The organism is Streptomyces sp. NPDC088097 (genome assembly GCF_044741845.1).
Lineage (GTDB): Bacteria > Actinomycetota > Actinomycetes > Streptomycetales > Streptomycetaceae > Streptomyces.
The window spans coordinates 174,322-189,817 of sequence record NZ_JBIUTJ010000012.1; the positions used below are offsets into that span (position 1 = coordinate 174,322).

Sequence of the window (15,496 nt, forward strand, 5' to 3'; positions counted from 1 at the left end):
CCTACGGGGCGGCGGATGGTCAGAGCAGGGCGGCGCGCGGACCGTCGGGCTGCTCCAGCCGACGGTTGGTGACCGTACGGGCGAGTTCCTGCGACTCTTCGTCGGTCAGCCTGCGGAAGCCCTCGTCGGTGATGACGGTGACGATCGGGTAGATGTGCCGGTACAGGTCCGGCCCGCCGGTCGCCGAGTCGTCGTCGGCCGCGTCGAACAGCGCCTGCACGACCAGGGTGGTGGCCTGCTCCTCCGTCAGATCGGGACGGTAGAGCTTCTTCATGGAGCCCTTGGCGAAGATCGAGCCGGAACCGGTGGCGGCGTAGCCGTGCTCCTCGGAGCGTCCGCCGGTCACGTCGTAGGAGAAGATCCGGCCCTTCTCCTTGGCCTCGTCGTACCCCGCGAACAGCGGAACCACGGCCAGACCCTGCATGGCCATGCCCAGATTGCTCCGGATCATGGTCGAGAGGCGGTTCGCCTTGCCTTCGAGGGAGAGGGTGGTGCCCTCGACCTTCTCGAAGTGCTCCAGCTCCAGCTGGAACAGCTTGACCATCTCCACGGCCAGGCCGGCCGTGCCGGCGATGCCCACCGCGGAGTACTCGTCGGCCGGGAACACCTTCTCGATGTCCCGCTGCGCGATCATGTTCCCCATGGTCGCCCGCCGGTCGCCGGCGAGGACGACGCCGCCCGGGAAGGTGGTGGCCACGATGGTCGTCCCGTGCGGCGCCTCGACGATCCCCTCGGGGAGCCTGCGGTTCCCCGGGAGCATCTCGGGCTGGTGCGCGCCCAGGAAGTCCATGAAGGACGACGACCCCGGCGTCAGGAAGGCTGCCGGTAGACGCCCTGTGCTATGAGTGTTGGGTTCCACAGGTTTCCTTCCACGTAAGCGGCTGCACGCCGTATGACGTCCGGCCGATCCTTGTACTGCACGGAGCTGCGGTACCGCCGAAGCCCGGTACGTCCCGGACCCTACCCGTCTGATGATCGTGATCAACATGCCCGGACGGACCCGTTCGAAAGATCCCGCGGACCCCTGCCCGGACCCACGATCATCCCGTCGTCCCGCGCCGCGGACGTCGAGGGGAACGGTCGGACGAGAAGGCCGCGGGCGAATCCCGCTCGTCGCGTCGCACGCGGCCTTCCCGTCCCCGCTCACCGCCCCCGGCTACACCTTCGCTTCGAAGGCGAGGGAGCCTACTGGCCACCCTTTTGCACGAAGGACCGCACGAAGTCCTCGGCATTTTCCTCAAGCACGTCGTCAATCTCGTCCAGCACGGAGTCGACGTCGTCGGAGAGCTTCTCCTGGCGCTCCTTGAGGTCGGTCGATTCCTCGACCGCCGCCTCCTCGACCTCCTCGGTCGAGCGCGTCGCCTTCTGCTGTCCGCCGCCGGTGTCCTTGGTCGCCATGACTACCTCACCCCGCTCGGTTCGCACGCTCATGTCGAAGGACCCCGGACCGGGATCCCTCTCAAGATCAGACCCTACGTCGGACCCTACAAGGAGGGCCCGACATTCGTCCCCGCAGTTGTTCAAAAGGGCCCGGCACGCATGTCCGGTCCTCCTCATGATTCCCGGACGGAGGCCCTTTCAGGCCCCTTCCGGCCCGCTCACTGTCCCGAGAGCACCCGTACCAGGTCCTCCGCCGTGCGGCAGCGGTCCAGGAGCTCCTTGACGTGGTTGCGGGTCCCCCGCAGGGGTTCCATGGTCGGGACCCGCTGGAGGGAGTCACGCCCCGGGAGATCGAAGATCACCGAGTCCCAGGAGGCCGCCGCCACGTCGTCCGCGTACTGCTCCAGACAACGACCGCGGAAGTACGCCCGGGTGTCCTCCGGGGGCTTGCTCTCGGCCCGCTCGACGGCCGGCTCCTCCAGGAGCCGCTTGATCTTGCCGCGGGCCACCAGGCGGTTGTACAGCCCCTTCTCGGGCCGGACGTCCGCGTACTGGAGGTCCACCAGGTGCAGCCGCGCCGCGTCCCATTCGAGGCCGTCGCGCCGCCGGTAGCCCTCCAGGATCTCCCGCTTCGCGATCCAGTCCAGCTCCCCCGACAGGCTCATCGGGTCGGTCTCCAGCCGGCCCAGCACGTCCTCCCACCGGGCGAGCACGTCCTTGGTCTGCTCGTCCGCGTCCGAGCCGAAGCGCTCGTCCACGTACTTCCTGGCCAGCTCGAAGTACTCCATCTGGAGCTGCACGGCGGTCAGGGTGCGGCCGCTGCGCAGCGTGATCAGGTGCTTGAGGTCCGGATCGTGGGAGACCTGGTGCAGGGTGCGCACCGGCTGGTCCACGGCCAGGTCCACGTTGATGAACCCGTCCTCGATCATGGACAGGACCAGCGCGGTGGTGCCCAGCTTGAGGTAGGTCGAGATCTCGGAGAGGTTCGCGTCGCCGATGATCACGTGCAGGCGGCGGTACTTCTCGGCGTCCGAGTGCGGCTCGTCACGGGTGTTGATGATGGGCCGCTTGAGGGTGGTCTCCAGCCCCACCTCGACCTCGAAGTAGTCCGCCCGCTGACTGATCTGGAAGCCGTGCTCACGGCCGTCCTGGCCGATGCCGACCCGGCCCGCCCCGGTGACGACCTGGCGCGAGACGAAGAAGGGGGTGAGGTGGCGCACGATGTCCGAGAAGGGGGTCTCCCGCTTCATCAGGTAGTTCTCGTGCGTGCCGTAGGAGGCGCCCTTGTTGTCGGTGTTGTTCTTGTAGAGGTGGATCGGCTGGGCCCCGGGGAGCTGGGCGGCCCGTTCCGCGGCCTCGGCCATGATCCGCTCGCCGGCCTTGTCCCAGAGGACGGCGTCGAGCGGGTTGGTGATCTCCGGCGAGCTGTACTCGGGGTGCGCGTGGTCGACGTAGAGCCGTGCGCCGTTCGTCAGGATGACGTTGGCGAGGCCGATGTCCTCGTCGGTGAGCTGGCTGTTGTCGGCGGCCTCGCGGGCGAGGTCGAAGCCGCGGGCGTCCCGCAGCGGATTCTCCTCCTCGAAGTCCCAGCGGGCGCGTCGCGCCCGGTGCATCGCCGCCGCGTAGGCGTTGACGATCTGGGACGAGGTGAGCATGGCATTGGCGTTCGGGTGCCCCGGAACGGAGATCCCGTACTCCGTCTCGATCCCCATTACTCGCCGTACGGTCATGCGGCCCTCCTTGCCCGGCGGCGCTCCCGTTCGGGAGCGGCGCTCAAGTACCGCTGGTGCTCCGGTGCGTCATGTGCGGTGTCCGTCCCCGCACTGCGGAGGAGGCGGTACGCAAGAGCCTAGAACCACTCCGCGCTGGTGGGGAGATCATTTCAATCATTGGATCCGCCGGTCGGCGGCCGAAAAGCGCGGGCGGTGGACGGGGGCGGTAAAGCGGGCGGCTGCGGTGCCCGGCGTGGGCATCCGCAGCCGCCCCGACCGTCAGAGGTACTGACCGGTATTCGCCACCGTGTCGATGGAGCGTCCGGTGTCCGCGCCTTGCTTTCCGGTGACGAGCGTACGGATGAATACGATCCGCTCGCCCTTCTTTCCGGAGATGCGGGCCCAGTCGTCCGGGTTGGTGGTGTTCGGCAGGTCCTCGTTCTCCTTGAACTCGTCCACGCAAGCCTGGAGGAGGTGGGAGACGCGAAGGCCCTTCTGGTTGTGCTCGAGGAAGGCCTTGATGGCCATCTTCTTCGCACGGTCCACGATGTTCTGGATCATCGCGCCCGAGTTGAAGTCCTTGAAATAGAGGACTTCCTTGTCGCCGTTGGCGTACGTGACCTCGAGGAAGCGGTTCTCCTCGGTTTCGGCGTACATCTGCTCGACGACGGTCTGGATCATGCTGTGGACCGTCTCGGCCGTGGAGCCCTGGTGCTCGGACAGGTCGTCCGTGTGCAGGGGCAGCGAGGCCTTGAGGTACTTCGCGAAGATGTCCTTCGCCGCCTCGGCTCCGGGGCGCTCGATCTTGATCTTCACGTCGAGCCGGCCGGGGCGCAGGATGGCCGGGTCGATCATGTCCTCGCGGTTGGAGGCACCGATGACGATGACGTTCTCCAGGCCTTCCACGCCGTCGATCTCGGCGAGCAGCTGGGGGACGATGGTGTTCTCCACGTCCGAGCTGACACCGGATCCGCGGGTGCGGAAGAGGGATTCCATCTCGTCGAAGAAGACGATGACGGGGGTGCCCTCACTCGCCTTCTCCCGGGCCCGCTGGAAGACGAGGCGAATGTGCCGCTCGGTCTCGCCGACGTACTTGTTGAGGAGTTCGGGGCCCTTGATGTTCAGGAAGTAGGACTTCCCGGTGGGCTGGCCGGTCACCTCGGCGACCTTCTTGGCAAGGGAGTTGGCCACGGCCTTGGCGATGAGCGTCTTGCCACAGCCGGGAGGGCCGTAGAGCAGGATGCCCTTCGGGGGCCGCAGTTCGTGCTCCTTGAAGAGGTCCGGGTAGAGGTACGGGAGCTCGACCGCGTCGCGGATCAGCTCGATCTGGTCGCCCAGGCCGCCGATCTTGTCGTAGTCGATGTCCGGGACCTCTTCGAGGACGAGGTCCTCGACCTCGCTCTTGGGGACCACCTCGTAGACGTAGCCGGAGCGGGGTTCGAGCAGCAGGGCGTCGCCGGGGCGGATGGTGATGTCCAGGAGCGGCTCGGCGAGCCTCACCACCCTCTCCTCGTCGGTGTGCCCGACCACCAGGGCGCGTTCGCCGTCCTCAAGGATCTCCTTGAGGGTGACGATGTCCCCGGCCCGCTCGAACTCCATGGCCTCGACCACGTTGAGCGCTTCGTTGAGCATGACCTCCTGGCCGCGCCGGAGGTCTTCCGGCTCGACACTGGGGCTCACGTTCACGCGGAGCTTTCGACCTCCGGTGAAGATGTCGACGGTGCCGTCCTCGTTGGCTTGCAGGAAGACACCGAAACCGGCCGGCGGCTGCGCGAGCCGGTCGACCTCCTCCTTGAGGGCCACGATCTGGTCGCGGGCCTCACGGAGGGTATTGGCCAGTCGCTCGTTCTGCGTGGAGATGCCCGCCAGATTGGTCTGCAGCTCGATGATCCGCTCTTCGAGAATCCTCGTGTGTCGCGGAGAGTCGGCGAGCTTGCGGCGCAGGACGGCGATTTCCTGCTCGAGATAGGCAACCTGGCCGGCGGGGTCCTCAGACCCTCGCCCGGGCCGGATGCCGCGGTTGATGTCGTCGTCGTGGGCTGCCACGGTCCTCACCTCCTCCAAGGGGAGCTGGACGCTTCCTGACCCTACCTGGGCTGGTGGTGATTGAAACCCCTAGATCACAAAGACGGTAGAGGTGTGTCCGATCTTCACCCTTGCGTACTCCCTCACCCCAAGGAAATACCCACGCTTCAACATCGGAAAGCAGCCGGTTGTAAGGTCGAACTGTTCAACACCCGTCCGAGCCCGCGCGACTTGCCGCGAGTCGCGCCGCCGGCGGATCACTCAGAGCGGGAAACGGCAGGAGATATGAGCGTGCAGCAGGAGGCCCCGACAGGCGGTTCCGGCGAGGCCGGAGCACCGCTGGAAGTCTGGATCGACCAGGACCTCTGCACCGGGGACGGCATCTGCGTGCAGTACGCACCGGAGGTGTTCGAGCTGGACATCGATGGTCTGGCGTACGTGAAGGGCTCCGAGGACGAGCTCCTCCAAGCCCCGGGGGCGACCACTCCGGTTCCGCTGACGCTGCTGCGGGACGTGGTCGATTCCGCGAAGGAATGTCCGGGCGACTGCATTCACGTAAGGCGCGTTTCGGACATGGTCGAGGTGTACGGCCCGGACGCCGAGTGACGGCTTAAACGCGTCCGGCGGTCGGATCCGTCAGCTCCTGGCGGAATTTCCCGGCGGTCCAACGCCACTTGGCGAGCCGCTTCACATCGGGGCTGTAGCGCGGGACCGAGGGCGACGAGTAGCCGAGCAACGTCGCCGTGACGTCGCCGTCGCCGACGGCGAGGTCGGTGACGGTCTGTCGGCGGCCGGCGTCGAGGAGCGTGGCGACGACCCGGGGCACGGAGCCTTCCGCCCGGTCCCGGGTGAGCACGTAGAGCGTGTGCGGCGGGGTCCCCGATCCCGCGTCGCAGCGCACGGCCGCCACCGTTTCGGGGCGGCCGTCGCCGTCGAGGTCGCCCTCTGCGGTGTCGGTGACGAGCTGTGGGGCGCCCTTGCAGTCCAGCGGGTACGTGACCGCGTGCGCGTCGGGGGCGGCGATCTCCGGGCGGGACACGGGCCCCGCCGCCGTGGCGACCTCCGCGGCTCCGGCGGTGCGGTGGGGCTCCAGGAACCCCGCGCCGGCTATGACGGCGGCCATGGCGCAGGCCGTGGCGAGCCAGTGGGCGGGTGTGGCGCCCCGGTGCGCCAGGTCTTCCGGGGCCTGCGTGGTGGGGCTGTGCGGCACGCGGGGTGTCTCCTGTGCGAAGGGTGACGGGGAGCCAGCATCGTGCCACACCTCACACGGGGGCGGAACGGCCGGGTCCGGGGCACTCCCGGGCACCCCGCGCGCGACAACGAGAAAGCGCCGTGGCGCAGTTCCCCGGTCGGTCCAGGGAACTGTGCCACAGCGCCTTCGTGTTGGGGCGGCCGGCCTGGGTCAGGCGGACCGGTCGCTGCCGGGGCCGTCGTAGTCATCGCCGTACGCGCCCTTGGAGGGGCGGCGACGGCGCATGGGGGGCTCGACTCCGTCGGCGAGACGTCGGGCGGTCACGAGGAAGCCCGTGTGTCCGATCATCCGGTGGTCGGGTCGGACCGCGAGGCCCTCGACGTGCCAGTTGCGGATCATCGATTCCCACGGCTGCGGTTCGGCGTAGCAGCCGAACTCGCGGATGGACTCGACGGTGCGCGACAGCTGGGTGGTGGTGGCCACGTAGCAGCAGAGGATGCCACCGGGGACGAGCGCCTTGGAGACGGCCTCCAGGCACTCCCACGGCGCGAGCATGTCGAGGATCACGCGGTCGACGTCCGTGTCGGACAGGTTGTCCTGGAGGTCGCCCACGGTCAGTTGCCACGCGGGGTGGGGGCCGCCGAAGTAGCGCTCGACGTTGGCCGTGGCGATCTCGGCGAAGTCCGCGCGGCGCTCGTAGCTGTGGAGCATGCCCTGGTCGCCGATGGCGCGCAGCAGGAAGCTGCTCAGGGAGCCGGAGCCCACACCTGCCTCCACGACGCGGGCGCCGGGGAAGATGTCGGCGAAGGCCAGGATCTGGCCCGCGTCCTTGGGGTAGACCACGGCGGCGCCGCGGGGCATGGACAGGACATAGTCGGGGAGCAGGGGGCGCAGCGCGAGGTACGCGACGTTCCCCGTGGTGCGGACAACACTGCCCTCGGGAGCACCGATCAGCTCGTCGTGCGGGAAGGAACCCTTGTGGGTGTGGAAATTCTTCCCTGCTTCGAGCGTGAACGTGTAGTGGCGGCCCTTGGGGTCGGTGAGCTGTACCTGGTCCCCGACCTCGAAGGGCCCGCGTCGGCGGGCGGCACCGGTCGGTTCGGACATGTGACCAGTGTATTGGCTTCAGGACTGGGGCCGCGCCATGGCCTTCACGAAGGCCTTCTCGACGTCGAGGGTCGACAGGACCCCGAAGATGCGGCCGTCGGCTTCGAGGACGAGGTACTCGGAGGCGGGGTTGGTGCGGAGGCGGTCGAGGAGTTCTTCGCCGGTGAGGTCGGCCGAGACCTTCATGCCGTCGGTGAGGTCCTGGGCGAGGGTGCTGACGGCGACCCAGGGACGGCGGTGTTCGGGGACCGAGGCGATGGCGCTCTCGCGGACGATGGCGGTGGGGTCGCCGAGACCGTCGACGACGACGAGGGCGCGGGCTCCGGCCTCGTTGGCGCGGCGCAGCGCTTCGGAGAGGGGGGTGGTGTTCTCGACGGGGACGGCGCGGCGGGTGAGGGCGCGGGCCTGGAGTTCGGGGAGGTGTTCGCGCAGGCGGGCCATGCGGAGGCTGTTGCCGGCTCCGGTCCAGATGATGGCGGCGAGGATGGCGGCCAGGAGGGCGTCCATGACGGTTTCCATCCCGCCGATCTCCTGGGTGGGGGTGCCGAGGATCCCGGTGCGGGTGAGGAGCGGGAGGCCGAGGAGGACGGTGACGGCGAGGGCGCGTCCGACCCAGGCGGCGGCGACGGTGCCGGTCATGGGCTTGCCGGTGATGCCCCAGATGACGGCGCGAAGCATGCGTCCGCCGTCGAGGGGGAGGCCGGGCAGGAGGTTGAAGGCGGCGACGAGGAGGTTGGAGATCATCAGGCCGCCGAGGAGGACGCCCGGGACGGTCGCGGGGTCGACGGCGTTCATGCCGAGGTAGAAGATCCCGGCGAGGGCGAGGGAGAGGAGGGGGCCGACGAAGGCGAGGACGAACTCGCGGCCCGGGGTCTCGGACTCCTTCTCGATCTCGGAGACGCCGCCGAAGAACTGGAGCTGGATGCGGCGCACGGGGAGTTTGAAGCGCAGGGCGGCGATGGTGTGCGCGAGTTCGTGGACGAGGACCGAGGCGTAGAAGGCGACGGCGAAGAAGAGGGACACGAGGTAGCGGGCGGGGCCGAGGTCGGGGAGGACCTGGTCGAGCTGGTTGCCGAAGACCCAGGTGATGAGGGCGGCGACGAGGAACCAGCTGGGCGAGACGTAGACGGGTACGCCGAAGGGGCGGCCCATGAGGATGCCGCCGCCCGGATCGGAGCGCTTGACGGGGCGCTCGCCGGTTTCGTCGGTGTCTGCCACGGCTTTCCTTCGTTCCTTGGGGTCCCCCCGGAGTGGGGCCGGGGGCCGGACGCTTCCACTGTGGTGCTTGTGGGGCGTGTGGTGCGGTAGCACCGTGTGATGCTCTGATCATGCAGTGCGAGGGTGCTCGGCGTCGATGGTATGCGCGTGCTGTCGGTCGCGGGCCGTAGGGTTTTACGCATGACGACGATCCCCGGTGCCGATGCCTCCTCGGCTGCCCCGACGAGTGCCTCCGCAAGCATCGGGGCGGGTGCCCCTTCGGCCGTCCCTCCGGCCCCTTCCGGGCCCACCTCCCTGTCCCCCTCGCGGGCCGGGGACTTCATGCAGTGTCCGCTGCTCTACCGGTTCCGGGTGATCGACAAGCTGCCGGAGAAGCCGAGTGCGGCGGCGACCCGGGGGACCTTGGTGCACGCGGTGCTGGAGCGGCTCTTCGATCATCCCGCGTCCGAGCGGACGGCGCCGCGCGCGAAGGCGTTGGTGCCGGGGCAGTGGGACCGGCTGCTGGAGGCGAAGCCGGAGCTGGCGGAGCTGTTCCCCGGGGACGACGAGGGGGCGGGGCTGGCGCGCTGGCTGACCGAGGCCGAGGCGCTGGTGGAGCGCTGGTTCACGTTGGAGGACCCGACCCGGTTGGAGCCGGTGGAGCGGGAGTTCTTCGTGGAGACGGAGCTGGAGTCGGGGCTGCGGCTGCGCGGGATCATCGACCGGGTGGACGTGGCGCCGACGGGCGAGGTCCGGATCGTCGACTACAAGACGGGCAAGGCGCCGCGGCCGCAGTACGCCGAGGGCGCGCTGTTCCAGATGAAGTTCTACGCGCTGGTGGTGTGGCGGCTCAAGCAGGTGGTGCCGCGGCGGCTGCAGCTGGTGTACCTGGGCAGCGGGGACGTGCTGACGTACGACCCGGAGCCGGCGGACCTGGAGCGGGTGGAGCGCAAGCTGCACGCGCTGTGGGAGGCGATCCGGGAGGCGACGGAGACGGGCGAGTGGGTGCCGCGGCCGACGAAGCTGTGCGGCTGGTGTGATCATCAGGCCGTGTGTCCCGAGTTCGGGGGGACTCCCCCGGTCTATCCGCTCGTCATCCGGCCCCGCGACGGGGAGGGGGCGGATCGCCCCGAGGGATCCTGATCGTCCCGTCAGGGCAGAATGGGCCGGGACCGCCGAGCCCGTCCGACGAATACGAGGTACCCCCGTGGCGATCCGCGTCCTGCTGGTCGACGACCAGCCACTGCTGCGCACCGGTTTCCGGATGATCCTGGAGGCCGAGGGGGGCCTGGTGGTGGTGGGTGAGGCCGGGGACGGTCTCCAGGCGCTGGACCAGGTGCGGGCGCTTCAGCCCGACGTGGTGCTGATGGACATCCGGATGCCGCGGATGGACGGGGTCGAGGCGACCCGCCAGATCACGGGGCCGGAGCGGAACGGGCCGGCGAAGGTGCTGGTGCTGACGACGTTCGACCTCGACGAGTACGTGGTGGAGGCCCTGCGGGCGGGGGCGAGCGGTTTCCTGCTGAAGGACGCCCCGGCGAACGAGCTGGTGCAGGCGATCCGGGTGGTGGCGGGGGGCGAGGCGATGCTCGCGCCGAGCATCACGCGGCGACTGTTGGACAAGTACGCGGGGCACCTGCCGTCGGGCGAGGACCGGATGCCGGACACCCTCGGGACGCTGACCGAGCGTGAGGTCGAGGTGTTGAAGCTGGTGGCCCGCGGGCTGTCGAACGCGGAGATCGCGGCGGACCTGTTCGTGAGCGAGACGACCGTGAAGACGCACGTGGGGCACGTGTTGACGAAGCTGGGCCTGCGGGACCGGGTACAGGCGGCGGTGTACGCGTACGAGAGCGGTCTGGTGCGTCCGGGCGCCCAGTAGCCCTCGGCCCGCCCTCCTCCCCCGCGCCGTACGACGAAGGGCCGGCAGCCGCTCCGCGCGGCTGCCGGCCCTTCGTCGTGTACCGCCCGGGCGACTAGCCCTTGCTGATCTCCCAGAAGCGGAAGACCGTGGAGGCGTCCAGGGACCACTGGAGGCCGGTGACGTTCTGGCGGGTGACGGCGTACTGCTTGCCCTGCCAGAGCGGGAGGATCGGGACCTCGTCGGCGACGATGTCCTGGAGCCGGTTGTAGTCGGTGTTGGCCGCGGCCCGGTCCGACTTCGAGGAGGTCGACGGGATGATGGTCCCGCTGATCTCCTTGTTGTCGTAGTTGTTGTGCAGGACGTTGTCCGGGCCGAAGAACGGCTGGGTGAAGTTGTCCGCGTCGGGGTAGTCGGGGACCCAGCCCTTGACGTAGACGCCGTACTTGCCGTCCTGGATGTCCTTGTCGTACTGCTCGAACTCGACGGACTTCACGTCGGCCTCGAAGAGCCCGCTCTCGTTGAGCTGCTTGGCGATGACCTGAAACTGCTGGTCGGTGGAGGGGCCGTAGCGGGACGGCGTGGACCACAGGGTCAGCTTGATCTTGCCGGTGATGTTGGCGGCCTTGAGGACGGCCTTGGCCTTCTCGGGCTGGGGGCTGCCCCCGTACCGGTCGAAGAAGGGCGTGGTGTGTCCGGCGATGCCGGCGGGGACGATCGAGTAGAGCGGGGCGGCGGTGCCCGCGTAGACGTCCTTGACGAGGGCTTCGCGGTCCACGAGGTAGGCGATGGCCTTGCGGACGGGGAGCTTGCCGACCACGGGGTCGTTCACGTTGAAGACCATGTGCTCGACCTCGGCGCCGGTGCCCTGGACGACCTCGACCTTCTCGTTGCCGGTCTTGGCGGCGGAGAGGGCGGCGATGTCCTTGGCGGCGAGGCCGCGGAACGCGAAGTCCACGTCCCCGTTCTCCAGGACGGTCTTCAGGGCGGCCTGGTCCCCGTTGAAGAACTTCAGCGTGACGCCGGTGTTCTTGGCCTTGGCCTTGCCGGTGTAGTTCCCGTTGACGGAGAAGTTGGCCGTCTTGTCGTTGATCGCGTCCAGCTTGTAGACGCCGGAGCCGACGGCCTTGCCGTCGGTGCGGAGCTTGTCGGCCGGGTACTGGCGGTGGTCGACGATGGAGCCGGCGCCGGCCGCGATCTTGCTGGGGAAGGTGGCGTCGGGCGTCTTGAGGTGGAAGACGACGGTCTTGTCGTCGGGGGCCTCGATGGAGCCGATCGACGCGAGCATGACGGCGGGGCCGTTCTCGTCATTGATCTTCAGGGTGCGCTCGAAGGAGTACTTGACGTCCTTCGAGGTCAGCGAGTCGCCGTTGCTGAACTTCAGGCCGCCGCGCAGCACGCACCTGTAGACCTTGCTCTCGCTCCCCTCGAACCCGCAGCTCTGGGCGGCGTCGGGCTCGGGCGTGGTGCCGCCCTTGGGGAAGGTGAGCAGGGACTGGAAGACGTTGTTGAAGAGCAGCCAGGAGCCCGGGTCGTAGCCCGACGCCGGGTCGATGGACTTCACCTTGTCGGATATGCCCATGACCACGCCCTTGCCGGTGCCGGCGGCGGAGCCGTCCTGCGAACCGCAACCGCTGAGCAGCGCGGCTGCGGTGGCCGCGCCGAGCGGGGCCATCAACCACTGGTTACGTCTCTTCACGCGAAAGTCCTTCACAGTCTCGTCTGGTCCTTGCGCCGGCCTGCGACGTCCGCCGCCGGTTGCTTCCGGTCTCAGCCGCTGATGCCCCGGCCGAGTTCCCACAGCTGGAGGTCGGAGATGGCGTTGACCGACCACTCCACCCCCGTGATCCCGTCGCGTGCGGCGACGTACTGCTTGCCCTGCCACAGGGGCAGGACGGGTACGTCCTCGGCGACGATGTCCTGCATCTCCGCGATCGGGGCGGCGGCCATGCTGCGGTCGGCCGCGCGCCGGGAGTCGGGGATGAGCCGGGTGCGCACCGCGGTGTTGGCGTACGGCGTGCCCAGGAAGTTGTCCTGCTCCAGGAACGGAGCGAGGAAGTTGTCGGCGTCCGGGTAGTCGGGGAACCAGCCGAGCCCGTAGGCGGCGTAGTCGCCCTTCTTCTGCGCGGGCCGGAAGTCGGCCCAGTCGTTGCCCTGGACGGTGATGTCGAACAGCTGGGTGGAGTTCAGCTGGGTCTTGAGGGCCTCGAACTCGGCGGCGGTGCCGTCGCCGTAGTGGTCCTTGGTGTAGTTCAGGGTGAGCTTGACCGGGGTCTTGATGCCGGCGTCCTTCAGCAGGCCCGCGGCCTTGGCGGTGTTGGCCTCGCCGTACTTGGTGAAGAAGGAGTTGACGTGGCCGCCGACCGCGGTGGGGACCAGCGAGTACAGGGGCTGCGCGGACTTGCCGTAGACCTTGGAGATGACGTTGTTGCGGTCGACGGCGGCGGCCAGGGCCTGGCGTACGGCCTTGTCCTTGACGACCGGGGCCTCGGTGTTGAAGCCGAGGTAGCGGATCTCCAGGCTGGGCAGGGCGACGAGCTTGACGCCCTTGGGGGGCTTCGCGGAGTACTCGGCGATCTGGGCGGGCGACAGGGTGCGGGAGACCATCTGGACGGAGCCGTCGGCGAGGGCCTTGCCCACGGCGGCCGAGTCGGTGAAGGTCCGCAGTTCGGCCCTGTCGTTCTGGAGCTTCAGGTCGCCCTTGTAGTGCGGGTTCTTGGTGAAGACGGCGCGGACGAGCTGGTTGTCCTTGACCTCCGCCTTCATCGTGTAGGGACCCGAACCGTCCACAGCGAAGCCGGCGCGGAGCTTCTTGGCGCCGTAGTTCTTCTCACTGACGATGCCGGCCGCGGGGGTGGAGAGCTTGTACGGGAAGGTCGCGTCGGCGCTCTTGAGGTGGAAGACGACGGTGTCGGCGCCCTTGACCTCGACGGTGTCGAGGTTGGAGAGCAGGGCCGACGGGCCGTTCTCGTCCTTGATCGCGCGGACGCGGTCGATGGAGAACTTGACGTCCTTGGCGGTGAGCGGGTCCCCGCTCGCGAACGTGAGGCCGGGGCGCAGGACGCAGCGGTAGCTCTCGTTGCCGGTGTCGGTGAAGCGGCAGTCGGAGGCCGCTTCCGGGACGGGCCGACCGCCGCCGCGCGGGGTGTGCATCAGCGTCTGGACGGTCTGGCGCAGGACGTTCCAGGCACCGGCGTCGTAGGCGTAGGCGGGGTCGAAGGGGGCGGGGGCGTAATCGGCTGTCTCGAACCGGTCGGTGGTCCCGACGACGATCGCTCCGGACGCTGCTCCTCCGCCGCTCGCGCTGCCGCAGGCGGACAGCGCGGGGGTGAGCAGGCCTATCGCGGCCGTCAGCACCATGGTCTTGCGGTTCATGCTGGAAGTACTCCCTCACCCGGCACTTGCTCAAAGCGGCGTAGAGGGCACTTCGCGGCGGTCGCCCGTTCAGGGCGGAACGATCGGGCCGGTGTTTGACGATCGGTCCACGCGGTACCGGCGCAGGGGTGTGCGAGCGGTACGGCAGAGGTGCGTGCGGAGTGCCCGCTTCGACAGTAGTGGGCCGGGACGGGATGGCTGGAACTGGCAGGAGTTGGGGCGTAATCGCACCGTGATGGGAGCGGACTGACCGCTCATGGCGGAGACTTCGCAGATGGGGTCAGGAGATGATCAATCCGGACACATGGGAAGGCTCCGGGGCATCCCCGAAGGACCGGAAGGGGTCCCTCGGGTGACCAAGCTCACCCGGTGCAACCGCCCCGGCGGGGATGGAATTTCGGCCTCCGGGGCGGACGACGGAAGATCCTCTCGCGGGACCTCGGAGCGGCCCCGTTCCGTTCGGTACGGAGCGTGCGCGCTCAGTTCATCGTGGTGATGAGGGAGCGCAGGAAGGGCAGGTCCACTTCCTCCAGCGAGCGCAGGATGGTGCGGCCCGGCGCGGGCTCGATCAGCCCCACGGACGGGATGGCCACGACCCGGCAACCGGCGGCCTCGGCGGCGGCGACACCGGTGGCGGTGTCCTCGATGACCGCGCACCGCGAGGGGTGCGCGCCGAGGGAGGCCGCGGCGAAGAGGTAGGGGTCGGGGTGGGGCTTCGTACGGGGCACCTCGTCGCCGGCGACGGTCATGGTGAAGCGGTCCCGTCCCAGGGCGAGCAGGACCCGGTCGATGACGCGGCGGTGGGAGGCGGAGACGAGGGCGGTGGGCACGTTGTGCCGGGCCAGTTCGCTCAGCAGGCGCTCGGCGCCGGGCATCAGGGGGACCTCGTCGGCGATGCGGGCCTCGAAGCGCTCGTTGAGCAGGACGCTCAGCTCGGCCAGGCCGATGGTGGCGCCGGTGGCCTCGATCAGGAAGCCGGCGCTGCGCGTCATGGGGCCGCCGACGACGATGTCCCGCCAGGTGTCGTCCAGCACGTGACCCAGCTCACGGAAGATCTCCGCCTCGATCTCCCACCAGAAACCCTCGGTGTCCACGAGGGTGCCGTCCATGTCCAGCAGCACCGCCTGCAGGGCGTGTCCGTCGGCCGTGCGGGCGACGGGGGCGGGAACTGTGCTGGTCATGCGGACGCCTCTCTTCGGGGACGACAAGGCCGGCCACCTCGACCCCGTGGGGATGACTCCCCTGGGGAACAGGTGACCGGCCTGTATGGGACCGACCAGTGTACGCCGGTCGGCCTCAGCGTGCGTTGAAGTACTTCGCTTCGGGGTGGTGGATGACGATGGCGTCGGTGGACTGTTCGGGGTGGAGTTGGAATTCCTCGGAGAGGTGGACGCCGATCCGTTCGGGTTGGAGGAGGTCGGCGATCTTGGCGCGGTCTTCGAGGTCGGGGCAGGCTCCGTAGCCGAGCGAGAAGCGGGCGCCGCGGTACTTGAGGTCGAACATGTCCTCGACGGCGGTGGGGTCCTCGCCGCCGAAGCCGAGTTCGGCGCGGACGCGGGCGTGCCAGTACTCGGCCATGGCCTCGGCGAGCTGGACGGACAGGCCGTGGAGTTCCATGTATTCGCGGTAGGCGTTGGAGGCGAACAGTTT

14 protein-coding genes are annotated in these 15,496 nt (G+C 68.9%); 3 read left to right on the forward strand and 11 right to left on the reverse strand.

What is annotated here, in order from left to right:
- Positions 1 to 19: 19 nt before the first annotated feature.
- The 4 genes from prcB to arc all read right to left on the reverse strand — a co-directional run bounded on the left by prcB (position 20) and on the right by arc (position 5,138).
- Positions 20 to 859 carry a proteasome subunit beta gene (gene prcB, locus ACIOD1_RS27605; RefSeq protein WP_365630081.1) on the reverse strand — a complete coding sequence of 280 codons (840 nt, stop codon included), beginning with the start codon at positions 857 to 859 and terminating at the stop codon, positions 20 to 22.
- 326 nt (positions 860 to 1,185) lie between these two features.
- Positions 1,186 to 1,398, reverse strand: a complete 213-nt coding sequence (locus tag ACIOD1_RS27610) for a ubiquitin-like protein Pup (protein ID WP_030016348.1) — start codon at positions 1,396 to 1,398, stop codon at positions 1,186 to 1,188.
- A gap of 200 nt (positions 1,399 to 1,598) precedes the next feature.
- Positions 1,599 to 3,110, reverse strand: coding sequence for a depupylase/deamidase Dop (gene dop, locus ACIOD1_RS27615; RefSeq protein WP_365630084.1), 1,512 nt, complete (start codon positions 3,108 to 3,110; stop codon positions 1,599 to 1,601).
- A 261-nt stretch (positions 3,111 to 3,371) separates the two neighbouring features.
- Positions 3,372 to 5,138, reverse strand: coding sequence for a proteasome ATPase (arc, locus tag ACIOD1_RS27620; protein WP_365630087.1), 1,767 nt, complete (start codon positions 5,136 to 5,138; stop codon positions 3,372 to 3,374).
- A gap of 264 nt (positions 5,139 to 5,402) precedes the next feature.
- Here arc and ACIOD1_RS27625 point away from each other — a divergent pair, with 264 nt between their 5' ends.
- The gene (locus ACIOD1_RS27625) at positions 5,403 to 5,723 is read left to right on the forward strand and encodes a ferredoxin (RefSeq protein ID WP_365630090.1); all 321 of its coding nucleotides are present in this window, start codon (positions 5,403 to 5,405) and stop codon (positions 5,721 to 5,723) included.
- A gap of 4 nt (positions 5,724 to 5,727) precedes the next feature.
- On the opposite strand, the gene ACIOD1_RS27630 is transcribed toward ACIOD1_RS27625, so the two are convergent.
- The 3 genes from ACIOD1_RS27630 to ACIOD1_RS27640 all read right to left on the reverse strand — a co-directional run bounded on the left by ACIOD1_RS27630 (position 5,728) and on the right by ACIOD1_RS27640 (position 8,568).
- Complete coding sequence (locus ACIOD1_RS27630) at positions 5,728 to 6,327, reverse strand: hypothetical protein (RefSeq protein WP_401905254.1); 600 nt, start codon at positions 6,325 to 6,327, stop codon at positions 5,728 to 5,730.
- 192 nt (positions 6,328 to 6,519) lie between these two features.
- Positions 6,520 to 7,416 (reverse strand): tRNA (adenine-N1)-methyltransferase, encoded by an 897-nt coding sequence (locus ACIOD1_RS27635; RefSeq protein WP_267090166.1) that lies wholly within the window; start codon positions 7,414 to 7,416, stop codon positions 6,520 to 6,522.
- An 18-nt stretch (positions 7,417 to 7,434) separates the two neighbouring features.
- Positions 7,435 to 8,568 carry a site-2 protease family protein gene (locus ACIOD1_RS27640; protein ID WP_401905268.1) on the reverse strand — a complete coding sequence of 378 codons (1,134 nt, stop codon included), beginning with the start codon at positions 8,566 to 8,568 and terminating at the stop codon, positions 7,435 to 7,437.
- A 246-nt stretch (positions 8,569 to 8,814) separates the two neighbouring features.
- Between ACIOD1_RS27640 and ACIOD1_RS27645 the strand changes: the two genes are divergently transcribed.
- The gene (locus ACIOD1_RS27645; protein ID WP_365630096.1) at positions 8,815 to 9,756 is read left to right on the forward strand and encodes a RecB family exonuclease; all 942 of its coding nucleotides are present in this window, start codon (positions 8,815 to 8,817) and stop codon (positions 9,754 to 9,756) included.
- A gap of 64 nt (positions 9,757 to 9,820) precedes the next feature.
- On the forward strand, positions 9,821 to 10,492 hold the full coding sequence (locus ACIOD1_RS27650) for a response regulator (protein WP_401905257.1): 672 nt from the start codon (positions 9,821 to 9,823) through the stop codon (positions 10,490 to 10,492).
- A gap of 94 nt (positions 10,493 to 10,586) precedes the next feature.
- On the opposite strand, the gene ACIOD1_RS27655 is transcribed toward ACIOD1_RS27650, so the two are convergent.
- The 4 genes from ACIOD1_RS27655 to ACIOD1_RS27670 all read right to left on the reverse strand — a co-directional run.
- Entirely contained in the window at positions 10,587 to 12,170 is a 1,584-nt protein-coding gene (locus ACIOD1_RS27655) for an ABC transporter substrate-binding protein (protein ID WP_365630102.1), read from the reverse strand.
- A 71-nt stretch (positions 12,171 to 12,241) separates the two neighbouring features.
- On the reverse strand, positions 12,242 to 13,846 hold the full coding sequence (locus tag ACIOD1_RS27660; protein WP_401905258.1) for an ABC transporter substrate-binding protein: 1,605 nt from the start codon (positions 13,844 to 13,846) through the stop codon (positions 12,242 to 12,244).
- A 479-nt stretch (positions 13,847 to 14,325) separates the two neighbouring features.
- The gene (locus ACIOD1_RS27665; RefSeq protein ID WP_365630108.1) at positions 14,326 to 15,027 is read right to left on the reverse strand and encodes an HAD family phosphatase; all 702 of its coding nucleotides are present in this window, start codon (positions 15,025 to 15,027) and stop codon (positions 14,326 to 14,328) included.
- A gap of 115 nt (positions 15,028 to 15,142) precedes the next feature.
- A partial coding sequence (locus tag ACIOD1_RS27670; protein WP_365630640.1) for a vitamin B12 dependent-methionine synthase activation domain-containing protein occupies positions 15,143 to 15,496 on the reverse strand: 354 nt, incomplete at its 5' end.

What these genes read in the sequence shown, in the direction of transcription:
- ACIOD1_RS27610 (WP_030016348.1), bottom strand. Translation starts at nt 1,398, where the DNA reads ATGGCGACCAAGGACACCGGCGGCGGACAGCAGAAGGCGACGCGCTCG.
- dop (WP_365630084.1), bottom strand. Translation starts at nt 3,110, where the DNA reads ATGACCGTACGGCGAGTAATGGGGATCGAGACGGAGTACGGGATCTCC.
- ACIOD1_RS27625 (WP_365630090.1), top strand. Translation starts at nt 5,403, where the DNA reads ATGAGCGTGCAGCAGGAGGCCCCGACAGGCGGTTCCGGCGAGGCCGGA.
- ACIOD1_RS27635 (WP_267090166.1), bottom strand. Translation starts at nt 7,416, where the DNA reads ATGTCCGAACCGACCGGTGCCGCCCGCCGACGCGGGCCCTTCGAGGTC.
- ACIOD1_RS27640 (WP_401905268.1), bottom strand. Translation starts at nt 8,568, where the DNA reads ATGGGCCGCCCCTTCGGCGTACCCGTCTACGTCTCGCCCAGCTGGTTC.
- ACIOD1_RS27645 (WP_365630096.1), top strand. Translation starts at nt 8,815, where the DNA reads ATGACGACGATCCCCGGTGCCGATGCCTCCTCGGCTGCCCCGACGAGT.
- ACIOD1_RS27660 (WP_401905258.1), bottom strand. Translation starts at nt 13,846, where the DNA reads ATGAACCGCAAGACCATGGTGCTGACGGCCGCGATAGGCCTGCTCACC.
- ACIOD1_RS27665 (WP_365630108.1), bottom strand. Translation starts at nt 15,027, where the DNA reads ATGACCAGCACAGTTCCCGCCCCCGTCGCCCGCACGGCCGACGGACAC.